This window comes from Variovorax flavidus, from assembly GCF_030317145.1.
Taxonomy (GTDB): Bacteria; Pseudomonadota; Gammaproteobacteria; order Burkholderiales; family Burkholderiaceae_C; genus Variovorax; species Variovorax flavidus.
In genome coordinates this window covers 737,996-758,026 of sequence record NZ_JASZYE010000002.1, presented here as the reverse complement: position 1 = coordinate 758,026, position 20,031 = coordinate 737,996, and the positions used below count along the sequence as shown (strand labels likewise).

Below are 20,031 nucleotides of genomic sequence, written 5' to 3'. Positions count from 1 at the left end.
TCCCTTCTTGCTTGGGTTGGGGCCTGCATCATGCGCGAAAACGTCGAGCTTCTGCCGTTTCCTCACCTGGAATCCATGCACGCGCGATGCACGGCCGCACGCAATTGGCGCACGCTCACCGGCCGCTCCAGGAAGTCGGTCGCCTCGAGCCGGGCGATATCGATGGCGGTGCGAAAGGCGGTGTGCGGCCCCAGCACGATCACCGGCAGCGTCACGCCCCGCTTCCTCAGTTCGCGCACCAGCCTCAGCGTGGCAGCCCCGTCGACATCGGCGGACGCTATCAGGCAGTGGCCCGGACCGCTCGGCACGCTGGCGAGCAATGCCTCATCGTCGTCGACGAAGACCACCGACGCGACGCTGCGCCCGAATGCCGACTCCATCCATGCGCGCTCATCCGGCTTGAAACCGACGATGTGGACGATGGTGAGCATGGCTTCAGGCGTCTCGCGAGGCATTGAGGGTGTGTCGGATCTCCTGTTGCATCGTGCTTCCGGCGATCGCGACCGGCGCAGCGAGGCCGGTTCTCCATCCACGCTTGCCGAACCGGCCATGAATGGTGGGCTCTGGCGTGCGATGCGCCTATCCCGGCAGCCACGCAGCACCACGTACGTGGTGCGAAGCGCCAGCGCGACCGCGCCCGTCGGACCCGACCGAGCACGTACGTGGCCGTTCAGGCCCCGCCCGGCGCCAAACAGCGATTCAATCGACGCGTGCTGGCCGCACTTGCCACCGGAGACCGTGTCATGTCGTTCATCGAATTCGTGCAGCGGGCCGTGGAACTCCTCCCCGCGCTCGCGCGGCTCGCGATCATGCTGGCGCTGATCCTGGCCATTCCCCGCATCGCGCGCGCCCTTCGCATTCCGGTGGTCGTGGGATTGCTCCTGAGCGGCGTCCTGCTCGGACCGCACGTGCTCGATGTCTTCCCGCGCGAGCACCCCGTCGCCGAATTCTTCTCCGATCTCGGCATGCTGCTGCTCATGTTCTTTGCGGGCTGGGAGATCGACCTGGAGCTGTTCCGCCAGAAGATCGTCCGCTCGATCGTGTTCGGCGTGGCCACGACCGCGATTCCGCTGCTTCTCGGGACGCTGGCAGCGCACTGGCTCGGCTATGCCATGCTGCCGGCGATCGTGGTCGGGTCGCTCCTCGCCTCGCACACGCTCCTGGCCTTGCCGATCGTCACCGCGCTGGGCGTGCAACGCCAGGAAGCCATCGTGGTCGCGATTGGCGCGACCATGATGTCCGACACCTTGTCGCTGCTCGTATTCGCCATCTGCGTGCCGATGTACGTCAGCGGCTTCTCGGCATCGGCCCTCGTCATCCAGGTCGCCGAGATCGTCGCGTTTGTCGTCTTCGTGCTGGCCGGCCTAAGTCGCGCGGCCGGCTACGTCCTGCGCAAGGTGGAGCACGACGAGGAGACGTATTTCGTCCTGATGCTCGGCATCCTGGCGGTGACCGCACTGCTCGCGCAGTACATCAACCTGCCCGGCATCGTCGGCACGTTCATGGCGGGCCTCGCGGTCAACGCGGCCGTGAAGGACAAGCCGGCCAAGTCCAAGCTGGAATTCATGGGCACCACGCTGTTCATTCCGGTCTTCTTCGTCGTCACCGGCTTCCTGATCGACCCGCTCGCACTGGCGCGCAGCCTGTCCGGGGACGCGATGCTCGCCATCGGCATCATCGCCGCGCTGCTGCTCGGCAAGTGGATCGCGGCAGAGTCCTGCGGCCGGGCCTTCGGGTACGGGCCGGCCGCGCGCATGACGATGTGGTCCCTGACCCTGCCCCAGGTCGCCGCGACGCTCGCGGCCGCCCTGGTCGCGACCAAGACATTCAATGCCGCCGGTCAGGCATTGCTCGACACCCGCATGTTCAACGGCGTCCTGATCATGGTGCTGGTCACATCCGTCCTCGGGCCACTACTGGTGCAGCGATTTGCGCCGGGAATGGCCGGGAGCGCGAACCGCGACGGAACGGCAGATGCGACGCCGTCGCGGACGCCGACAACCCCGCGGTGAACCCTGGTCACTTGGGAAACATGAACTGCGCCTGCACGCGGATCTGCCAGTTGGCCCCGTTGTCGGGCTTGACCACGTTGTAGTACGCAGAGAGCTGCGTGTTCACCGGCAGCTTGCCGAGATGGAAGATCTTGCCGACGCCGCCGCCGAGAGGCACCGTCCACCGCTGGCTGCTGTCGGCCTTCCAGTCGGCCGTGATGATGGGGGCGGTGGTGAGATAGAGACCGCCCGGGAAGTTGTAGTTGATGAAGGGCTGGAGCAGGAAGTTGTTGTAGGAGCCACCCTGCCCGCTGCTGCTCACCGACCAGATGTTGTTGAACAGCGCGCCATAGACCCACGGGCTGTCGTGGTCCAGGTGCAGCACCACGGCGGATGGGCCCAGGCCCCCGTTCTTGTTCCCCAGTTCCGAATTACTGTGGGTGGGAATCTGCATCACCGGGCCGGCGCCCCAGATCCACTTGCCGGGATTCGCCGGCGAAAGGAAGGCGGTGAGCACGGTGTCGCCGACGCCGCTGGTGCTGTCGATGCCCGGGCCCATCGACGGCATCCAGATGACGGGCACGATCGTGCGCGTGATGATGTTCCAGTCCTTGTTCACGGAGATGGGGATCACGGGCTGGATGTTCAGGATGTTCTGCGTGCCCTTCTCCGGCCCGTAGTTCAGATTGGTGTCGTTCTGGAACGGCAGGCTGATGAGGTTGCCGACCGGGTTCTGTGCAAGCTTGGCGAGTTCGTCGGCGCTCATCTCCGCGCTCGCCGGGAGTGCGGCGCACAGCACCGTGGTCATGCCGGAGAGGGCGAACGCCTGGATCGGGGTGTGGCGGCGATGGCGCATGGGGATGCCTCCAGTTGCGCCCCGGATCCGGGACCAGATGTCGAGCATCACGTCCATGATGTCCGCGCGCCGCCGGGGTCAGAACTTGAATCCGGCGCCCGCGAACAGGCCACCGAGCGCCACCTTGCTGAGGAGCCCTTCGTCGCGCTTGAAGCTCAGGTAGCGATAGCCGAACTTGAACGAGAGGGTCGGCGAGTACTGGTAGCTGGCGCCGGCGATGGCCTCCCAGCTCGACGTCGAATTTCCCCAGCCCGCGTCGAGGTAGCCCAGCAGCGACCACTTGTCGTTGACCGGCGCGATCACGCGTGCGCCGACGATGCCGTTCCACCAGCCGACCGACTCGTGCCGGCCCGGTCCCGGCAGGTTCGGCGCAAAGTCCACGTCGGTCTTGGCGTTCACGTAGCGCCCGCCCGCGAGGACATCGACCGCGACGGAGCTGTCGAAGACCCGGTAGAGGCCGGCCAGTGTGTAGATCTGCTGCTCGTAGTCGACGTCCAGGCCCACGGGGGCGCCGAAGATCACCTGCCGCGATACGCCGAGCTTCACGTATTGCATGTCGAGCAGCGCACCCCAGGGGCCCTTGCGCGCTTCGAGCGTGCCCATCGCTCCGAAGTCGAGTGCGCTCAGGACGCCCGTGGAGTTCACGCTGAAGGTGCTTCCGGGCAAGGGCCCGAGCCGGAGGTCCGATGAAATGCCGGGAGCCCAGAGATAGGGAATGAATTCGAACTGCCATGCATCGGCCGGGGGGACGCCCTGCGCTGCGGCGGACGCGCACGCGAGCGTCGTGGCCAGGCCGGCAGCCTTCAGGACCGCGCATGGATGTTTCGACTTGGGCATGGCTTCCCCGTGAATGTTCAAGGCGCCGCCACGACGCTGTAGTACACGCCGTTGGCACCGAAGGAAGGCCTGAACCAGGCGTTGCCGGCCTGGTAGTAGGTGACCCCAGCGCGATCGACATAGACCGCGCCTGCCGGCAGCGTGGCGAAGCTGGCGCCCAGCGGGTAGGCGGGAATCGTGTTGGCCCGCACTACCGCTGCGCCGGCAACCGCTCCCGCCGCCAGTCCGACGGCAGCTCCCGCGGCGACGGCGGCACCGCAGTCGTAGTAGCAGCCCGGGTGGTAGTACGGCACGGCCACTGGCCTGTAGTACGGCGCGTAGCCTCCATACCCATAGGCCGGCGGGTGGTAGGTGGTGAAGCCGCCGGCCGTGGTGTGCACGGCGCCCACGCCGTAGGCCCCGGTGGTGGTTCCCCCGTAGCGGTTGGTGTGGCTGGTTCCGCCGTACCAGCTGTGCGTGGTGCTGCCGCCGAAGGCGTTGTCGTGGGTGAAGCCGCCGTATCCGCCCACCGTGCGGCCGCCCCATGCGTTCGCCCGCGCCCAGGCCGAGGCGGACGTATGGAACCCCGCCGCCAGAAGCGCCGCGGCGAGCAAGGGAAGGATGGCTTTCATCGGTGTCATGTCGAGAGTCCTTCCGCGTGCCTCAAGGCGCCTTGCCCGACTTGCCGCTGCGTGCCTTGGCTGCTGCCGGAGGCACATGCGGCGCGGCGAACGAAATCTTCTTCGCATTGGCCGCGTTGACCGAGGCAAAGGCCTCCGCGGCGATCACGGGATCGAGCTTCCAGTTCGACAGGTCCACCTGGTGGCGCAGCAGCAGTGGATCGCCCCTGTAGGTCGCACGCAACCTGCGCGGCAGCCTGTCGTCCGCGCCGATCCAGATCTGCATGAACAGTTCGTCGCTGGCCACCGCGACCACGTCGGTCGCCGTCCCGCCGACCGACGTCGACTGGCCGACGTAGAAGGCCTTGGTCAGGCCCTCGGTGATGTTCCTGAAGGGATCGGCGCCCAGCACGTCGGCGAACGGAAAGTAGATCGCCGCGTCCTTGAATGCCCCTTCGAGCATGGCGTCGATGGTGGGCGGCGCGGGCGCGACGGCGACAAGGTTCTCGGACGGCGCGAAAGCCGCGAACGTCCTGCCGTCGTAGTAGTACTCCGAACGCCGGCCGTCGCCGCCCGTGATCACGCGCAGCTTGTCCGGCCGCTGCACCAGGACTTCGGAGGTCGTCGTGAAGGCCAGCGGCGGGCCGACGCTGCTGGGGCTTTCATAGGTCGCGATGGCGGTGAATGCCATCGATGACGATGCAGTGAGGGCGCTGCCCATCGCTCGCAGCAGGTCCATCGCCTTGGCTTCCAGCTCCGGCGCGGGCCTGACTGCCTTGGCCCGGGTCGCGGAAGCCTTGGCGGGCGCGCCCTGGGCATTCGCCCCGGCGACGAACGCCACGCTCGCGGCAAGCAACATCGCCTTGGCGAAGAGTTGATATCGACGCTTCACGGATACCTCCTGGGTCGCGCTTCTTCGTCTTGTCCTGGCGGCTATCGACGGAACCCGACGAACGCGGGACCGCCCCACCCGCCCCAGCCGCCCCAGTCCATGGAATCCATCTCGTTCATCTGTGCCGCCTCGAGGTTGTTGTTGCTCAATTGCTTGGCAACGCGCAGCCGCTGGTACTCCTGGTATTGGGGCGAGCCGCCCACGTAGGCCAGGTTGTTCAGTGAGTCGGGCAGGACGTAGTAGGTAGAACCCTGGTAGTTCACACGGGTGACCTTGTCCTTGGGCAGCTTTGCGAGGATCGCCTGCTGGTCCGCCTTCTTGGGCGTGATGACCTTGAAGCCGGCGGCGATGGCCAGGTTGTCGTTGTTGAGCGCATCGGTGCTGGCACAGCCCGCAGCCGATGCGAGCAACGCGACAACGGCGACTTTCTTCAACAGATCAGGCAGATGCTTCATGGTGATGTCCCGAGTTGCTGGAGCCATGGAATCAGTGCCGCGCGCCGCCCTTCATCCGGGCTTACTTGGCCCCGGGCATGTCGGGCGTGCCGCCCTGCTTCGATTGCTTCCTGTTGGGATGGCGCTCATCCCGTGTCTCGACGCGTGCCTGGCCGGCGGTGGCGGCCTTGCCGGTGCCGATGGCGTCGCTCTGGGCCGACGCTGCCGTGTCACCCGTCGGCTTCTTCACCTCGCCTTGCGGCCTGGCGTCAGCCCTGTCCTGCGCGCGCTGCTGCGGCTTGGTGTTGGTGATGACCTGTTCCTGCGACGTCGTACCCGGCGGGTTCTGCGCGTAGGCGCCAGCGGCGAACAGGCCGGCGATCATGGCTGCGAGAAGTTTGCTCATTGCGTTTCCCTCGGTAGATGGATCGAAGTCTCTCTGCCATGAAGTCGTTTCCCAGGCGTCGAGACCTTGCCTTGCGCCGGTCCTCTGCATGCACGACGGCGTGGCGCATGCATTGTTGAAGCGGCGGTGTGGCGAAACCAGACGGGCGGCCACGTACCCCACGTACGTGGTTGTAGCGCTGCCGGGAGGCTTTGCGCAACGGCCGGGCGTCCGCACAGGACCGGCGAAGGCCTGTCCGGAGACACGCGCATTCCACGTACGTGGCGAAGCGGCGGGAGGCGCCCCCTAGTCGCCTGACCGTCCGGAGTGGAGCCGCATCAACTCGGTGATCGAACTCACGCCCAGCTTCTCCAGCAACCGGCTGCGGTGCTGCTCGACGGTTCGGTAGCTGATGTCCAGGTCCTTGGCAATGACCTTGCTCGGCAAGCCCTTGAGCGCCAGTTCCATCACCTCGCGCTCGCGCTGCGTCAGCGCTGCGATCTGCTTGTCGAGGAGCCTGCTCCGCTCGGCGCTCGGCGGGTCGCGCATGTTCGCGTCACGGCGCAAGGCCTCGTCGATGGCGTCCAGCAGTTGCTGCTCCCGGTAGGGCTTCTGGACGAAGTCGACCGCCCCTTCCTTGACGGCCTTGACCGCCATGGCGATGTCGCCGTGACCGCTGATGAAGACGATGGGAATACTTGCGCCCATCGCGACAAGGCGCTCCTGGAGCGCCAGGCCGCTCATCCGCGCCATGCGCACGTCCAGCACCAGGCAGCCGGGGCGCGTCGCGTCGAAGGCTGCCAGGAAGTCGAGCGCCGAGCTGTACGCCTCGGTCGCGAGCCCCACGGAGCTCACCAGTTCCCGCACCGAATCGCGGTAGGCCTCGTCGTCATCGATGATGAATACGGTCGCCTCAGCCATTGGGTCAGTCTACCGAAGTAGCCATGGGGAGTGTGAAACTGAATATGGCGCCACCTCCGTCGCGATGCGAGGCCCAGAGCTTGCCTCCGTGCGCCTCGATCAGCTTGCGGCAGATCGCGAGACCGACGCCCAGGCCATTGGACTTGGTCGAATAGAACGATTCGAAGATCCGTTCGAGGTCGCCTTCGGCGATGCCGGCGCCGCGGTCGGCGACTTCCACCAGAACCTCTTCGCGCCCGTTCAGGCGGAGGGCGACGATGATCTCCCGCGCGCCACCGGGCGGGGCGCCCTCGATGGCCTCCATGGCATTTCGCAGCAGGTTCAGGATGACCTGCTGCAAATGGATCTCGTCGACCACCACCGCCACTGGCGAATCCTCGGATGCCAGTCCGATGTGCATTTCGCGCAGCTCGCAGTCCATCTTCACCATGCCCACGCACTCGTTCACCGCCCGTTCGAGGTCGATCAGCTTGGGCTCCAGTTCATGCCGCTGGACCATGCCGCGCATGCGTGTCACCACATCGCCCGCCCGCGTGGCCTGTCCGATGACCTTGTCGATCAGGTCGAGCAGATGACCCATGTCGGGCACCGCCTCGGCGGCACGCCGACGTGCGGCCAGCGCGTAGTTCTCGATCGCGCCGAGCGGCTGGGTGATCTCGTGCGCCAGCGCCGCGGACATTTCGCCGGCCGTGTGAACGCGCACGAGGTGGGCCAGCCGCTCCCGCCAATGCGCGGCCTCGACCTCGGCCGCCAGCTTGCGACGCTCCGCGGCCTCGCGGGCATGCAGATTGGCAAACACTTCGGCCAGCAGGCTCACGCCCGGCGTGAGGACGTCGGGCCATTCGTGCTCCCGCTCGATGCTCGCCAGGGTGAGCGCGCCAGCGCTGCTGCCTTCCACTGCGATGGGCACGGCGAGCAGCGAGCGCACGCCGATCCGGCGCAGTGTGTCCGCATCGGCCCGGGCCTCTGGCGGAAGGTCCGCCAGGTGAGAGATGCGTACGACGCTGCCGCTGCCGAGCAACGCGTAGATCCACGGCAGTTCGACCGTCTTGCCCTCCGCAGCCGGCCCTGCAAAGCCGTCCGCGTGCCACTCCTGGGTCACACCGAATGGAATGCCGGTGCGGGTGTGCCAGAGCGCCACCCGCTCGGCGCCCACGAACTCGCCGATCTGCCGAAGGCCGAGCGCAATCGCCCGATTCTTTTCGCCGTGCCGCGACAGCACGAGTGACGCGAGGATGCTGCTCGCGAGCCGCTCGACGCCGACCGCCAGATCAAGCTCCTCCTGTGCGCGCTTGCGTGCCAGGGCGCTTCCGAAAATCTCCGCCAGCAGGCGCATGCGAGCGACGAGATCGGCCGGCCAGGTGCGCTCGCTGCGGACACAGCCGAAGTTGAGGCTCCCATGCAGTTGCCCCGCGACGACGATGGGCATCATGACGTGGGATTTCAGTCCGATGCTGCGCCAGTTCTCCTTGTCGATACTCGCCTCCGGCGGAAGGTCATCCAGGCAGGAAAAAACGATCGGCTCGTTGGCGGTCGCCTTCGCGAGGGCCCACGGATTCGAATCCCGCGCAGGGCCCAGTCGCTTCGGCACCGGCTCCACCCCCTCCACGGCGAAGGAGTGGGTGACCTCCGCCCGGCCGGTCAGCGGAAAGACGCGGTTCAGGGTCGAACGATCGATGCCCAGCGCCGCCACGATTCGCGCAAGGCCCAGTTCGATCGCCTGGTCGATCTCCTGAATGGGCACGGCGATGAACGCGGCCGACAGGTCCGACAACAAGCGCTCGAAGCCCATAGTTTCCTGCAGCGAAGCGCGCGCCGATGCCGAAGCGATCGGCTCCGTCGTGGTCCGTCGGAACGGATAATGCGGTGTGTCCTCGTGCACGGTGTCTTCAGGAGAAGGGCCTCTATGCGTCTGATCCGAACATTGCCTTGGCTGCTAGCGGCCATCGTCTCGAGCACAGTGGGCCAGCGTGTGTGGGCCCAGGCCGCGGACGGTCCCCCCGCCAGGATCCTGCTGGCCTTCGAGGGCGGCTCGGCAAGGGGCGTGGCGCTGCACCTGGCCGAACGATTGCGCGAGCCCCTCAAGCGGCCTGTGTTCGTGGAGGAAAGACCGGGCGGCGGCGGGCGCGTCGGCGCACTGGCTCTCAAGAACGCGACACCGGACGGAACCACCGTGGCGATGCTTCCCATTGCGGTGCCGGTGCTGTCGCCCATGACTTACAAGGACGTGCATTACGACCCGATGCATGACTTTTCCCCCATCTCGCAAATCGGCACTTACCGCTTTGCGTTTGCGGTTGCGTCGAACCACCCTGCGCAATCGTTTTCCGAATTCGTCGTCTGGCTGAAATCCCATCCGTCGCAAGCGTTCTATGGTTCGCCTGCGGCAGGAAGCCTTCCTCACTTCGTGGGCGTGCTCATCGCCAAGGCGATCGACATCGACATGACCCAGGTGGCCTACAAGGGATTCGGCCCCATGTCGGTGGACCTCATCGGCGGCACCGTTCCCGCCGGCATTTCTGCGATCGCGGATCTGATCGACATGCACCGCGCGGGTCGAGTCAGGATTTTGGCGACAACGGGCGCGAAGCGCGAGTCCCAATTGCCGGAGGTACCGACTTTCGTCGAGCAGGGCTATCCGACAGTGCAGGCAAGCGGCTGGGTCGGCTTCTTCGCGCCAGCCAGAACGCCCCGCTCCGTCATCGATGAATGGTCGGCCGCCCTGTTGGCGGCCATTCGTTCGCCGGAAACGCGACAGAAGCTCATCGACCTCGGAGTGGATACGACCGGCACCACGCCGGAAGAGCTTTCCGCCATCATGGCCGCCGACATCGCCCGCTGGGCGCCGATCGTCAAGGCATCGGGCTTTCACGCCGACTAGATCTCCGTTGCCTCGCCCTCGTCCCGCGTCCACGTACGTGGCCTAAGTAGCCGCCGGGATAGGCCGCCCAGATCGCGGGTTCCAGAATGCCGACCGGGCCACGCGCGCGGCCGTTTTCTGGAGAGTCTCCATGCATCGCAAGCGACTTCCTGGCATCAAGGCCTCTGCTCCACTTGCCCCCGCATGCGCCCTCGCCCTGGGGCTGGCGCTGCCAGGCGCCGGGGCGCAACCCGCGGCCAGTCCCTCACCCGTGGTCTTTCTCGACCAGGGCTGGACGCCCGCCGAGCGGGCCTGGTACTACCAGTTCTCGCAAGGTTCGGCCGTGATGTCCTACGACCTGTTCCTCAACCTCGAGGTGGCCGGGAGCCAGGAGCTCTTCCGCTCCGATGCCAACAGCGACCGCTTCGGCCTGGTCACCCAGGCCGCCGATCCGCAGAACAATCCCGATGCGCTGCCGATCGGACTGAGCAAGACGATCGTCAAGAGAGGCAGCGGCGTGGACGAAGTGCAGGTGGGCCTGACTTGCGCCGCTTGCCACAACGCGCAGCTGAACTACCAGGGCAAGCGCATCCGCATCGACGGCGGCGCGGCCAACACCTTCGACATGATGGGCTACGTGAATGCGCTGGACGACGCGATGCAGGCCACGCTGGCGGACAAGCAGAAGTTCGACCGCCTTGCGACGAGGCTCGGCGCGATGAGCGCCGGGGCCAGGACCGAACTGGGCAAGCGCTTCGAGCGCGAAGCCGTTCCGATCCACGACTACCGCACGCGCACGCTCGCGACGCCCACCGCCTGGGGGCCGTCCCGGATCGACGCCATCTCCGCCATCGTCAACCGGTTGCTGGCCATCGAAACCAACATCCCGCAGAACACGTCGACGCCGCTCGCGCCGACCAAGCCGCCCTTCCTGTGGAACGCACCCCATGGTTCGTGGACGCAGTGGCGCGCATCGCAGCAGGATCCGATCAATCGCAATCTCGTCGAATCCATGGGCGTCTACCTGCCGATGAACCTGCATTCCAGGACGCCGCAGGAAGGACTCTTCGATTCGAATGCGGCGCTGCTCAACCTGCAACAGGTCGAGAACCAGTTGACGCGACTGGCCCCGCCCAAGTGGCCGGAGGAGATCTTCGGCCGGATCGACCGCCAGAAGGCGGCGGCCGGCAAGGCGCTGTTCGCGACCCATTGCGCGAGTTGCCACAACGCGTGGCCCTACACATGGACCGCGCCGAACAAGTACGGCAAGCGCTTCCTGGAGGTCGGCGTGGTCCCGCAGAAGTACGTGGGCACGGACCCGGGTCAGTTCGACAACCTGCGGCCCTACGCCATCACGGGACACCTCGCGCCCTACCTTCCCGAGCCCTTCAAGGACAAGCAGATCATTCCGACGGGCGCGCTGTACCTGATCACACAGAAGCTGGTACTGGACAGGGCGCTGTCGCAGATCAAGCTCGACGAACAGCAGACCATCAACCTGCACGGCTACCGCGAACTGCCGCCGCCCCGCCAGACGGAAGATGCATACAAGGCGGCTCCGCGCGACGGCGTCTGGGCCACGCCGCCCTTCCTGCACAACGGATCGGTGCCCAACCTGTACGAGATGCTGCTCCCGGCGAAGGAGCGCACCAGGCAGTTCTATGTCGGGCGCGAGTTCGACCCGGTCAAGGTCGGGCTGGACACCAGCGGCAAGAGCGGCAGCTTCCTGCTCGACACGTCGCTGCGCGGGAACTCGAACGCAGGCCACTCGTTCGAGAACGGACCGCTCGGCAACGGCATCATCGGCCCACTGCTGACGGATTCGCAGCGCTGGGAACTGGTGGAGTACCTGAAGTCGATCCCCGAGGAGCCGGGCCGCGCGACGCCCTTCGGCGGACCGCCGAATGCGGTCACGGGCACGAGCCCGTGGTCGCGGAAGTGAACGGCCCCGAACCATGTCCGACCACGTCGACGGCCCACGGCAGATCGGCGACCCCTCGGCCGACCTGACCGATCTCTTCGCCTTCACCAGCCCGTCGGATCCGAACCGCACCGTGCTTGCGGCCAACGTGTTCCCCTCCGCCGGCACGCAGGCGATGTTCTCGAATGCGATCGACCACGCCATCGTCGCGCGCCGGCTGACGATCGCGGGCACGGGCGAGCAGACCCGTTTCAAGCCGGGCGATCCGGAGCTTCGCTTCTCGTTCCGCTTCGATGTGCTGGAGCGCGCCGCCGCAGGCCAGCGGCCCGTGCAGCGCGGCATCTGCACGGTCCCCGGCGGACAGACGATCCGCTTCGTCGTCGACGATGAAAAGGGGTCGGCATCGGCCGACGGCACCTACCGCGTGTTCGCTGGCCTGCGCTCCGATCCCTTCTACCTGGCCTGGATCGTGAAGGACCTGAAGAAGTTTCCCAACCTGCTGCAGCACGACAACGTGCTGAGCTTTCTCGTCGAGCTCGATACGCGCCGCGTGCTCGATCCGGCGAAGGGTTCGCTGTTCGGCGTCATCGCCGAGACGATCCCCATTCCGAAGCCGGGCGGCTTCATCGGACACGAGCCGCCGCGCATCGACTGGGTCGGCCGCCCCGAACAGACCAACATGCGGCTGAACAACAACGGGATAGAGGGCTCCGACGATGTGCGCGACCTCTGGAACCAGCAGACGCCCTTCGCGATTTCCGAGGAACTCATGCCGCTGTTCCGCAAGCGCATGGTCGACAGCCTGAAGAACTGGGACCTGCGCGACGGCAAGGCCGACTGGGCACCGGCAGCGCTGGCGGCCAACGCCACCATGTTCCTCGACGACTTCATGGTCATCGACGTGGCACGGCCCACGTCGGACACCAGCAACCTGGAGATCGAGAAAAGCACCCTCGCGGGCCGCCCGCACCAGACCGGCGGCGGCCGGACCGTGAATGCCAACGTCATCGACATCCTGCTCACGTGGATGGTGAACCACGACCGGGAGTTCCTGCAGGGCGGCTCGACCCAGGCGACCAAGCCCGGCACATCGACCTTTCCGTACCTGGCCTCTCCCAACGCCGAACTCCAGAACGTGGCCTTCTCCGTGGATCTGGCCGCGCCGCCCGATCAGGTCTGGGCCTTGATCGGTGGCTTCGGCGGGCAGTGGCATCCGCTGATCGCGAGCATCCGGCTGACCGGCAACGGGGTCGGCCAGCTGCGCACGATCGAGACCGTCGACGGCAAGCAGATCATCGAACGGCTCGACGCCATGGACGATGCGCAACGCAGCTACCGCTAAACGTCGATCGCCGGCATTCCGGCCACCGACTACACCGGCATGCTGGACGTCAAGCCCAAGGGCAGCGGCAGTTCGGTCGAATGGCGTGTGCAGTACATGCCGGGCGGCCAGCCCGACATCATCGTGAAGACCATCAGCTCGACCTTGCTGAAGGCCGGACTCGACAGCCTGAAGCCCCGATTCGGTGTCCCCTGATGATCACCGGGCCCGATCTCGCAACCGGCTGCGTGCAGGCCACCGACGGCGTCATCGCCGCCATCAACCTGCGCAGCACGCTCGCGCAGTCATGGAACCGCTTCTGGCAGGCGCCGCTGCGGCCGGGCATCGCCGAGTGCGTCATCGAACAGGAGCAGCTCCATGCGCAGTTCCTGGGCGACCTCGATGCCTATGGCCGGCTGGAGCAACTGGCAGGGCACCTGCTGCGGATGGACCCCGACTCCGCGCGCTCGGCGCTCGTCGATGGGCAGGTCGCGGCCTCGACCCATCGCTTCGCCGACGCGAGGGCATGCCTTTCGCGGGCCAGGGATCGAGGCTGCCCCGCGCTCGCCGCGGAACGGCTGGAGATGAGCATCGACCAGGCCTGCGGCGAGTCGCTGGAGGATCTTCTGGGACGGAGGCTGCGCCTCGTCAGGCAGTCGGGCCGGCTCGAAGACTGGGTGCCGCTGGGTTCATTGCTGGCCGACCTGGGTGATTTCGACGAGGCGGAGCGTGCCTATTGCCGCGCCCTGGGCGCGTACCGCGATGTCTCGCCATTCGCCGTGGCCTGGGTCTGCTTTCTTCTCGGCACGGTATGGGGCGAACGCGTGGCGGAGCCTAAGTACGAACGCGCGGCCCGGTGGTACGCCAAGGCCATCGACTGCCTTCCCGGGTACGTCAAGGCGCGCGTGCACCTGGCCGAAATTCGCTCGGCCGAAGGCCGCAGCGCGCAGGCCCGGGCGCTGTTGGCCCCGGCCCTCGCGAGCGGCGACCCCGAGGTCAGCTGGCGTCTTTCAGATGTGGCGATCGCACAGGGCCGGCCCGGCGAGGCGCACACGCTGTCGGAGGCGGCGCGCAGCGGCTTCGAGCGCTTGCTGGCAAAGCATCCGCTCGCCTTCGCAGACCACGCGGCGGAGTTCTATGCGGGCAGCGGCAACGACGCGCGCCGCGCTTTCGAGTTGACCGGCATCGACCTCGCGAATCGTCCGACACTGCGGGCCTTCGAGAAGGCCCATGCCGCGGCGCTCGAGGCCGGCGAGGCGCTGGAAGCCGCGAGCATCCTAGCCGCGGCCCGTCGGCGCTGGGAGTCGGCGCCCGCCTTCAGGCAGTCGCCGCTGGCCGCCACACCGCTTCGTCCGGAGTCCGACCATGCCCATTGACCGCAGGACCTTCATGCTCGGCAGCGGCGCTGTCGCCGGAAGCGCGCTCGCTCCCTTCGTTGCCCTCGCCACCGCTGCATCGAAGGGCGGGCCGGCACCCGCCGCCGCGACGGCTCCGGTGGACCGCATCGCGGAAGGCGCTGCGTTCGAGCTCAGGATCGTGGGATGGGCTCACGGCGACGTCGATGCCGCGGGATGGATCGCGATCGACCCGCATTGGCGGGGCGCCTGGCACTGAGGCTCAGCACTGCTCGGCAACGCATCCGATACCCGGCACATCGATCGCGGTCACGGTCCGTTGCTCAGCGAGCGCGAATCACGTCGGAGACGACCCCGTTCTCGTTCACGGTGCAGTTGATCGCCGGCTGTCCGGCGCCCAGGCTGAGCGTGACGACATAGATGCCGTCCCTCATGGTGCTCGCGTCGCTGGTCGGCTTCACGCTTTCCCTCGGCACCTTGAACTCGCGGGCGACGGCATCGACGCAACTGTTGCGCGACACCTGTGGCGACGAGAAGCCGGCGAACACCGCCGGGGGCTGGTAGTTGGCGCAGCCACTTGCGATGGCGCAGAGGGCAAGGGCGACTGTGGAACGACGGCGAACGGTCATGGAAGACTCCTTGGACAGCACCAGCCGACCCGCATTATTGCCCCCATCAAGGACGCCTGACGTCCATCTTCTGGCGTGACCAGTAGGGCCCGTCGATGCGATCGAGCCGGACTTCTCCGCCGGTGGAAGGCGCGTGAACGAAGCGGTCTTCGCCCACATAGATGCCGGCGTGCGTCGGCCTGCCGCCGCCGAAGATCACCAGGTCGCCGGTGCGCCGTTCCTCGCGCGACACCGGATCACCGAAGCCGGCGAGCTGGGCCACTGTGCGCGGCGTGGCCAGTCCTGCGCTTTCACGGTAGACAAAGGCGATGAGCCCGCTGCAGTCGAACCCGCCATTGACGGTGTTGCCCCCATAGCGGTACGGCGTGCCCACCAGTCCCATGGCATGGATCGCCACATCGCGGGATTGCTCCGCCGAAATCAGCGACGGCCTGGCGCTGCGGCCCGTCGGTGACGGCGTGCTGCTGCAGGCGGCAAGCACGAGCCAGGCGCACGCGATGATCGATCGACGAAGAATCAGCATTGCCGCGAATCACAGGTTGGCATGTCGTGCATGCGCACAGTGACGTCGGCCAGGTTGGTTTCCATGGATGGCTCGCATTTTCGTGCGCGAGCGGGCGATCGTCCATCCGGTCTTTTCGTGGTTGTCGCACAACTCCCGGGCTCCAGCTGCAACGTGAGCGCGTGTGCACTAACCACGAGTGCATCAACAATCTCCCGGGCCCCTCGCCCACGGAACGAAGAACTCCACAAAAAATGCTGTCCCTCCGAGCGCTCAGACCTCTGAGCTCCATGGCCTTGTTGATCCTGATGACCCCATCGGTCCATGCGCGCCGACGAGGCGGCGGCCATGGCTATGGCGAAGAGCTGTTTCCATGGCTGCTGGAGTTCGTGGTCTACCTTGTTGTGAGCCTGGTGGTCCTGGCCATCGTGGGCGCACTGTGGCGCCGCTTGACTCGCCCCTCCGCAGCGGAGCTGGCCCGGGAGCGGAGCGCGATACGCCAGCGCAGAAGGCAGGGATGACCGCCACGACCGTCGTCGCGCGGCCCGAATGCGGGCTCAGCCGCTGACGCCTGCGCTGGCTGGATGCGGTTCGCTCCCGGTTGCGGTTCCGGGCAGTTGCTTCAGTGCGTCGAGCACCAGTGGCTCGATGCCTTCGCCTTGATGTTCTTCGACATGGGCAAGCAACTGCCGGCGCATGCGGGGTTCCCAGAAGCGCTGGATGTGCAGCGCGATGTCGGCAATGGCCTGCGGGCGGTCGGGCATCGCCTCGAAGAAGGCGCCGATGCGATTGGCCATGCGGATGAGGTTGTCGATCTTCATCTTCGATGATCTCTTCAGTCGAGCACGACGCGATCAGCGTGCGAATACACCACCAGGTTGCCGTGCCGCGCGAGGCCGATCAGGCTCATGCCTGCCGCCTGCGCCGAGTGGACGGCCAGCAGGGTCGGCGCCGAGACAGCAGCCAGCATCGGCGCACCGGCCGCGGCCGCCTTCTGCACCATCTCGACGCTGGCCCGGCTGGTCACGGCGATGAAGCCGGCGCCGCCGTCGACCGAGGCCGTGGCCATCGCGCCCACCAGCTTGTCGAGCGCGTTGTGGCGACCCACGTCCTCGCGCACGATGTGAACCGCCCCATCCGCCGAACACCAGGCGGCCGCGTGCACCGCACCGGTGGCTCCGCACAGCGCCTGGCGTGCCTGCATCTCCCGCATCGCGCGTGCGACCGCGCTGGCGCGCACCGCAGCGGATGAGGTCACGGCCGGTATCGGACGCAGCACCTGGTCCAGACTCTCGGTGCCGCAAACGCCGCAGCCGGTGCGGCCAGCGAGCGTGCGGCGCCGGTCCTTCAGGCCGGCGAAGCTTCGGGCCGACACTTCCATGTGCACGGTGATGCCCTGCGGCGAATGGCTCACTTCGCAGCCGTACAGGTCCGCAGCGGTCGCGAAGATGCCTTCGCTCAGTCCGAAGCCGAGCGCGAAGTCTCCGAGGTCCGCCGGTGTGGCCAGCATGACCGCATGCGAGATGCCGTTGAATTCGAGCGCGACCGGTACTTCCTCGGTGAGCCAGTCGTCCAACTCGCTGCGCTGGCCGTCGCGCCAGCGCACCACCGGCGCCAGGCGCGCGCCCTCGGGCGACATCGCAGCGAAGTCGTCCCGCTTCATTTGGCGGCCACCGTCTCGTTCGCGAAGCGCCGTTCGAGCAACTCGGCCTGCACCTTGTCGAAGCGGCTTTGCTCGCGCTGCCATTCGGAGGGCTGCGTCACCGGCATGACCTGCACGGCCGTCACCTTGTACTCGGGGCAGTTGGTGGCCCAGTCGGAGCTGTCGGTCGTGATGACGTTCGCGCCGGACTCCGGGAAGTGGAAGGTCGTGTAGACCACGCCCGGCTGCATCCGCTCGCTGATGACCGCGCGCAGCACCGTGTCCCCGGCGCGGCTCTGGATGCCGACCCAGTCGCCATCGTTGATGCCGCGGTCCTCCGCATCGTGCGGATGGATCTCCAGCCGGTCCTCGCTGTGCCACTGGTTGTTCTCGGTGCGCCGCGTCTGCGCGCCGACGTTGTACTGCGACAGGATGCGGCCGGTGGTGAGCAGCAGCGGGAACTTGCGCGTGACCTTCTCGTCGGTGGCGACGTACTTCGTGATGATGAACTTGCCCTTGCCGCGCACGAACTTGTCGATGTGCATCGTCGGCGTTCCTTCCGGCGCGGCGGCGTTGCACGGCCACTGCACGCTGCCGAGACGTTCGAGCAACTCGTAGCTGACACCCGAGAAGGTCGGCGTCAGCGCGGCGATCTCCGCCATGATTTCCTCGGGGTGCCTGTAGTTCATCGGGTAGCCGAGCGCGTTCGACAGCAGCATCGTCACTTCCCAGTCGGCGTACTTCGCCTTCGGCGGCATCACCTTGCGCACGCGCGAGATGCGACGCTCTGCGTTCGTGAAGGTGCCGTCCTTCTCCAGGAAGGACGAGCCCGGCAGGAAGACGTGGGCGTACTTGGCGGTCTCGTTCAGGAACAGGTCCTGCACCACGATGCACTCCATCGCTTCGAGTGCATGCGCGACGTGCTGCGTGTCGGGGTCCGACTGCACGATGTCCTCGCCTTCGCAGTACAGGCCCTTGAAGCTGCCGTCGAGTGCTGCGTCGAACATGTTCGGAATGCGCAGGCCCGGCTCGCTTTGCAGCGACACGCCCCACGCGGCTTCGAACTCGCTGCGCACGGTGCTGTCCGACACGTGCCGATAGCCGGGCAGCTCGTGCGGGAAGGAGCCGATGTCGCACGAACCCTGCACGTTGTTCTGGCCGCGCAGCGGGTTGACGCCCACGCCTTCGCGTCCGACGTTGCCGGTGGCCATCGCGAGGTTGGCGATGCCCATCACGGTGGTGGAGCCCTGGCTGTGCTCGGTCACGCCGAGGCCGTAGTAGATGGCGGCGTTGCCGCCCGTCGCATAGAGGCGCGCGGCGGCGCGAAGCTCGCTCGCGGACACGCCGGTCACGGACTCGGTAGCCTCCGGCGAGTTCTCGGGACGGGACACGAAGTCGCACCAGTCGCTGAAGGACTTGTCGTCGCAGCGCTGGGCGATGAAGTCCTTCGCGGTCAGCGACTCGGTGACGATCACATGCGCCAGGGCCGTGACGACCGCCACGTTCGTGCCGGGGCGCAACTGCAGGTGATGGGCCGCGCGGATGTGCGGCGACTTGACGATGTCGATGCGCCGCGGGTCGATCACGATCAGCTTCGCGCCCTGGCGCAGGCGCTTCTTCATGCGCGACGCAAACACCGGGTGGCCGTCCGTCGGGTTCGCACCCATGACCAGGATCACGTCGGCCTTCTCGACCGACTTGAAGGTCTGCGTGCCGGCCGATTCGCCCAGCGTCTGCTTCAGGCCGTAGCCGGTCGGCGAGTGGCACACGCGGGCGCAGGTGTCGACGTTGTTGTTGCCGAAGGCCGCGCGCACCAGCTTCTGCACCAGGTAGCCTTCTTCGTTCGTGCAGCGCGACGAGACGATGCCGCCGATCGAATCGCGCCCGTGCTCGGCCTGGATGCGCTTGAACTCGGACGCGGCATAGCCGATCGCCTCTTCCCAGCTCACCGCCTGCCACGGGTCGGTGATCTTCTTGCGGATCATCGGGGTGGTGATGCGGTCCTTGTGCGTCGCATAGCCCCAGGCGAAGCGGCCTTTCACGCAGCTATGGCCTTCGTTGGCCTGGCCGTCCTTCCACGGCACCATGCGCACGACCTCGTTGCCTTTCATCTCGGCCTTGAAGCCGCAGCCGACGCCGCAGTAGGCACAGGTCGTGATCGCGCTGTGCTCGGGCTGGCCGAGCCAGATGACCGACTTCTCCTGCAAGGTGGCGGTCGGGCAGGCCTCGACGCAGGCGCCGCAGCTCACGCACTCCGACTCCATGAAAGGCTCGTCCATGCCCGGCGACACGCGCGATTCGAAACCGCGCCCGGAGATCGTCAGCGCGAAGGTGCCTTGCGTTTCCTCGCAGGCCCTGACGCAGCGGTTGCACACGATGCACTTCGAGGCGTCGTAGGTGAAGTACGGGTTCGACTCGTCCTTGGCGGCGTCGAGGTGATTGGCCCCGTCGAAGCCGTAGCGCACGTTGCGCAGGCCGGTCACGCCGGCCATGTCCTGCAACTCGCAATTGCCGTTCGCGCTGCAGGTCAGGCAGTCGAGCGGGTGGTCCGAGATGTAGAGCTCCATCACGCCCTTGCGCAGTTCCTGCAGCTTGGGCGACTGGGTGCGTACCTTCATGCCGGCTTCGGCGGGCGTGGTGCACGAGGCCGGGTAGCCCTTCCGGCCGTCGATCTCGACCAGGCACAGGCGGCAGGAGCCGAAGGGCTCCAGGCTGTCGGTCGCGCAGAGCTTGGGCACCTTGATGCCGGCGTCCACGGCGGCGCGCATCAGCGAGGTGCCCTTGGGCACGGTGACTTCGTTGCCGTCGATCTCCAGCGTCACTTCCGCTTCGGATTCGCGCCGTGGGGTGCCGTAGTCGGTCTCTTTGAGGTGGTCGAGCATGGGT

The 20,031-nt window shown here is 66.9% G+C and carries 22 protein-coding genes; 8 read left to right on the top strand and 14 right to left on the bottom strand.

From position 1 onward, the window contains the following. Nucleotides 1-62: 62 nt before the first annotated feature. On the bottom strand, nt 63-431 hold the full coding sequence (locus tag QTH90_RS14275; protein WP_286665204.1) for a response regulator: 369 nt from the start codon (nt 429-431) through the stop codon (nt 63-65). A 312-nt stretch (nt 432-743) separates the two neighbouring features. Between QTH90_RS14275 and QTH90_RS14270 the strand changes: the two genes are divergently transcribed. Beyond that, on the top strand, nt 744-2,012 hold the full coding sequence (locus QTH90_RS14270) for a cation:proton antiporter (protein WP_286665203.1): 1,269 nt from the start codon (nt 744-746) through the stop codon (nt 2,010-2,012). 7 nt (nt 2,013-2,019) lie between these two features. On the opposite strand, the gene QTH90_RS14265 is transcribed toward QTH90_RS14270, so the two are convergent. The 8 genes from QTH90_RS14265 to QTH90_RS14230 form a co-directional block, all read right to left on the bottom strand. Next, the gene (locus QTH90_RS14265; RefSeq protein ID WP_286665202.1) at nt 2,020-2,847 is read right to left on the bottom strand and encodes a hypothetical protein; all 828 of its coding nucleotides are present in this window, start codon (nt 2,845-2,847) and stop codon (nt 2,020-2,022) included. Nucleotides 2,848-2,925: 78 nt separating this feature from the next. Next, on the bottom strand, nt 2,926-3,684 hold the full coding sequence (locus QTH90_RS14260) for a hypothetical protein (RefSeq protein ID WP_286665201.1): 759 nt from the start codon (nt 3,682-3,684) through the stop codon (nt 2,926-2,928). Between the two features lie 17 nt (nt 3,685-3,701). Continuing rightward, nucleotides 3,702-4,304, bottom strand: a complete 603-nt coding sequence (locus tag QTH90_RS14255) for a hypothetical protein (RefSeq protein WP_286665200.1) — start codon at nt 4,302-4,304, stop codon at nt 3,702-3,704. A gap of 22 nt (nt 4,305-4,326) precedes the next feature. Continuing rightward, nucleotides 4,327-5,175, bottom strand: coding sequence for a DUF2092 domain-containing protein (locus tag QTH90_RS14250; RefSeq protein ID WP_286665199.1), 849 nt, complete (start codon nt 5,173-5,175; stop codon nt 4,327-4,329). Between the two features lie 41 nt (nt 5,176-5,216). Continuing rightward, on the bottom strand, nt 5,217-5,630 hold the full coding sequence (locus tag QTH90_RS14245; RefSeq protein WP_286665198.1) for a hypothetical protein: 414 nt from the start codon (nt 5,628-5,630) through the stop codon (nt 5,217-5,219). Between the two features lie 61 nt (nt 5,631-5,691). Further along, nucleotides 5,692-6,015 carry a cell envelope biogenesis protein TolA gene (locus tag QTH90_RS14240; protein ID WP_286665197.1) on the bottom strand — a complete coding sequence of 108 codons (324 nt, stop codon included), beginning with the start codon at nt 6,013-6,015 and terminating at the stop codon, nt 5,692-5,694. A 285-nt stretch (nt 6,016-6,300) separates the two neighbouring features. Then, nucleotides 6,301-6,915, bottom strand: a complete 615-nt coding sequence (locus QTH90_RS14235) for a response regulator transcription factor (protein ID WP_286665196.1) — start codon at nt 6,913-6,915, stop codon at nt 6,301-6,303. A 4-nt stretch (nt 6,916-6,919) separates the two neighbouring features. Beyond that, the gene (locus tag QTH90_RS14230; RefSeq protein ID WP_286665195.1) at nt 6,920-8,797 is read right to left on the bottom strand and encodes an ATP-binding protein; all 1,878 of its coding nucleotides are present in this window, start codon (nt 8,795-8,797) and stop codon (nt 6,920-6,922) included. A 24-nt stretch (nt 8,798-8,821) separates the two neighbouring features. Here QTH90_RS14230 and QTH90_RS14225 point away from each other — a divergent pair, with 24 nt between their 5' ends. From QTH90_RS14225 to QTH90_RS14200, 6 genes are all read left to right on the top strand, one after another. After that, nucleotides 8,822-9,796 (top strand): tripartite tricarboxylate transporter substrate-binding protein, encoded by a 975-nt coding sequence (locus QTH90_RS14225; RefSeq protein ID WP_286665194.1) that lies wholly within the window; start codon nt 8,822-8,824, stop codon nt 9,794-9,796. A gap of 130 nt (nt 9,797-9,926) precedes the next feature. Then, entirely contained in the window at nt 9,927-11,717 is a 1,791-nt protein-coding gene (locus QTH90_RS14220) for a di-heme-cytochrome C peroxidase (protein ID WP_286665193.1), read from the top strand. Nucleotides 11,718-11,730: 13 nt separating this feature from the next. Further along, nucleotides 11,731-13,038, top strand: a complete 1,308-nt coding sequence (locus QTH90_RS14215; protein ID WP_286665192.1) for a DUF4331 family protein — start codon at nt 11,731-11,733, stop codon at nt 13,036-13,038. A 39-nt stretch (nt 13,039-13,077) separates the two neighbouring features. After that, complete coding sequence (locus QTH90_RS14210) at nt 13,078-13,233, top strand: hypothetical protein (RefSeq protein ID WP_286665191.1); 156 nt, start codon at nt 13,078-13,080, stop codon at nt 13,231-13,233. Beyond that, nucleotides 13,233-14,393, top strand: coding sequence for a tetratricopeptide repeat protein (locus QTH90_RS14205; RefSeq protein WP_286665190.1), 1,161 nt, complete (start codon nt 13,233-13,235; stop codon nt 14,391-14,393). Before QTH90_RS14210 ends, QTH90_RS14205 begins: the two co-directional genes overlap by 1 nt. Continuing rightward, nucleotides 14,383-14,631 carry a hypothetical protein gene (locus QTH90_RS14200; RefSeq protein WP_286665189.1) on the top strand — a complete coding sequence of 83 codons (249 nt, stop codon included), beginning with the start codon at nt 14,383-14,385 and terminating at the stop codon, nt 14,629-14,631. The genes QTH90_RS14205 and QTH90_RS14200 overlap by 11 nt, the downstream gene beginning before the upstream one ends. Before the next feature lie 64 nt (nt 14,632-14,695). On the opposite strand, the gene QTH90_RS14195 is transcribed toward QTH90_RS14200, so the two are convergent. Then, a complete protein-coding gene (locus QTH90_RS14195) occupies nt 14,696-15,001 on the bottom strand; it encodes a hypothetical protein (RefSeq protein ID WP_286665188.1) in 306 nt (101 codons plus the stop codon). Nucleotides 15,002-15,047: 46 nt separating this feature from the next. Beyond that, nucleotides 15,048-15,524 carry a C40 family peptidase gene (locus QTH90_RS14190; protein WP_286665187.1) on the bottom strand — a complete coding sequence of 159 codons (477 nt, stop codon included), beginning with the start codon at nt 15,522-15,524 and terminating at the stop codon, nt 15,048-15,050. A gap of 269 nt (nt 15,525-15,793) precedes the next feature. Here QTH90_RS14190 and QTH90_RS14185 point away from each other — a divergent pair, with 269 nt between their 5' ends. Next, a complete protein-coding gene (locus QTH90_RS14185; RefSeq protein ID WP_286665186.1) occupies nt 15,794-16,024 on the top strand; it encodes a hypothetical protein in 231 nt (76 codons plus the stop codon). Between the two features lie 36 nt (nt 16,025-16,060). Here the strand turns inward: QTH90_RS14185 and QTH90_RS14180 are convergent, their stop codons facing one another. Genes QTH90_RS14180 through fdhF form a run of 3 tightly spaced genes read right to left on the bottom strand, consistent with a single transcriptional unit; the run spans nt 16,061 to nt 20,027 of the window. Further along, nucleotides 16,061-16,324, bottom strand: coding sequence for a formate dehydrogenase subunit delta (locus tag QTH90_RS14180; RefSeq protein ID WP_286665185.1), 264 nt, complete (start codon nt 16,322-16,324; stop codon nt 16,061-16,063). 14 nt (nt 16,325-16,338) lie between these two features. Continuing rightward, nucleotides 16,339-17,166 (bottom strand): formate dehydrogenase accessory sulfurtransferase FdhD, encoded by an 828-nt coding sequence (gene fdhD, locus QTH90_RS14175; RefSeq protein ID WP_286665184.1) that lies wholly within the window; start codon nt 17,164-17,166, stop codon nt 16,339-16,341. Then, on the bottom strand, nt 17,163-20,027 hold the full coding sequence (fdhF, locus tag QTH90_RS14170) for a formate dehydrogenase subunit alpha (protein ID WP_286665183.1): 2,865 nt from the start codon (nt 20,025-20,027) through the stop codon (nt 17,163-17,165). Before fdhF ends, fdhD begins: the two co-directional genes overlap by 4 nt. Nucleotides 20,028-20,031 lie beyond the last annotated feature (4 nt).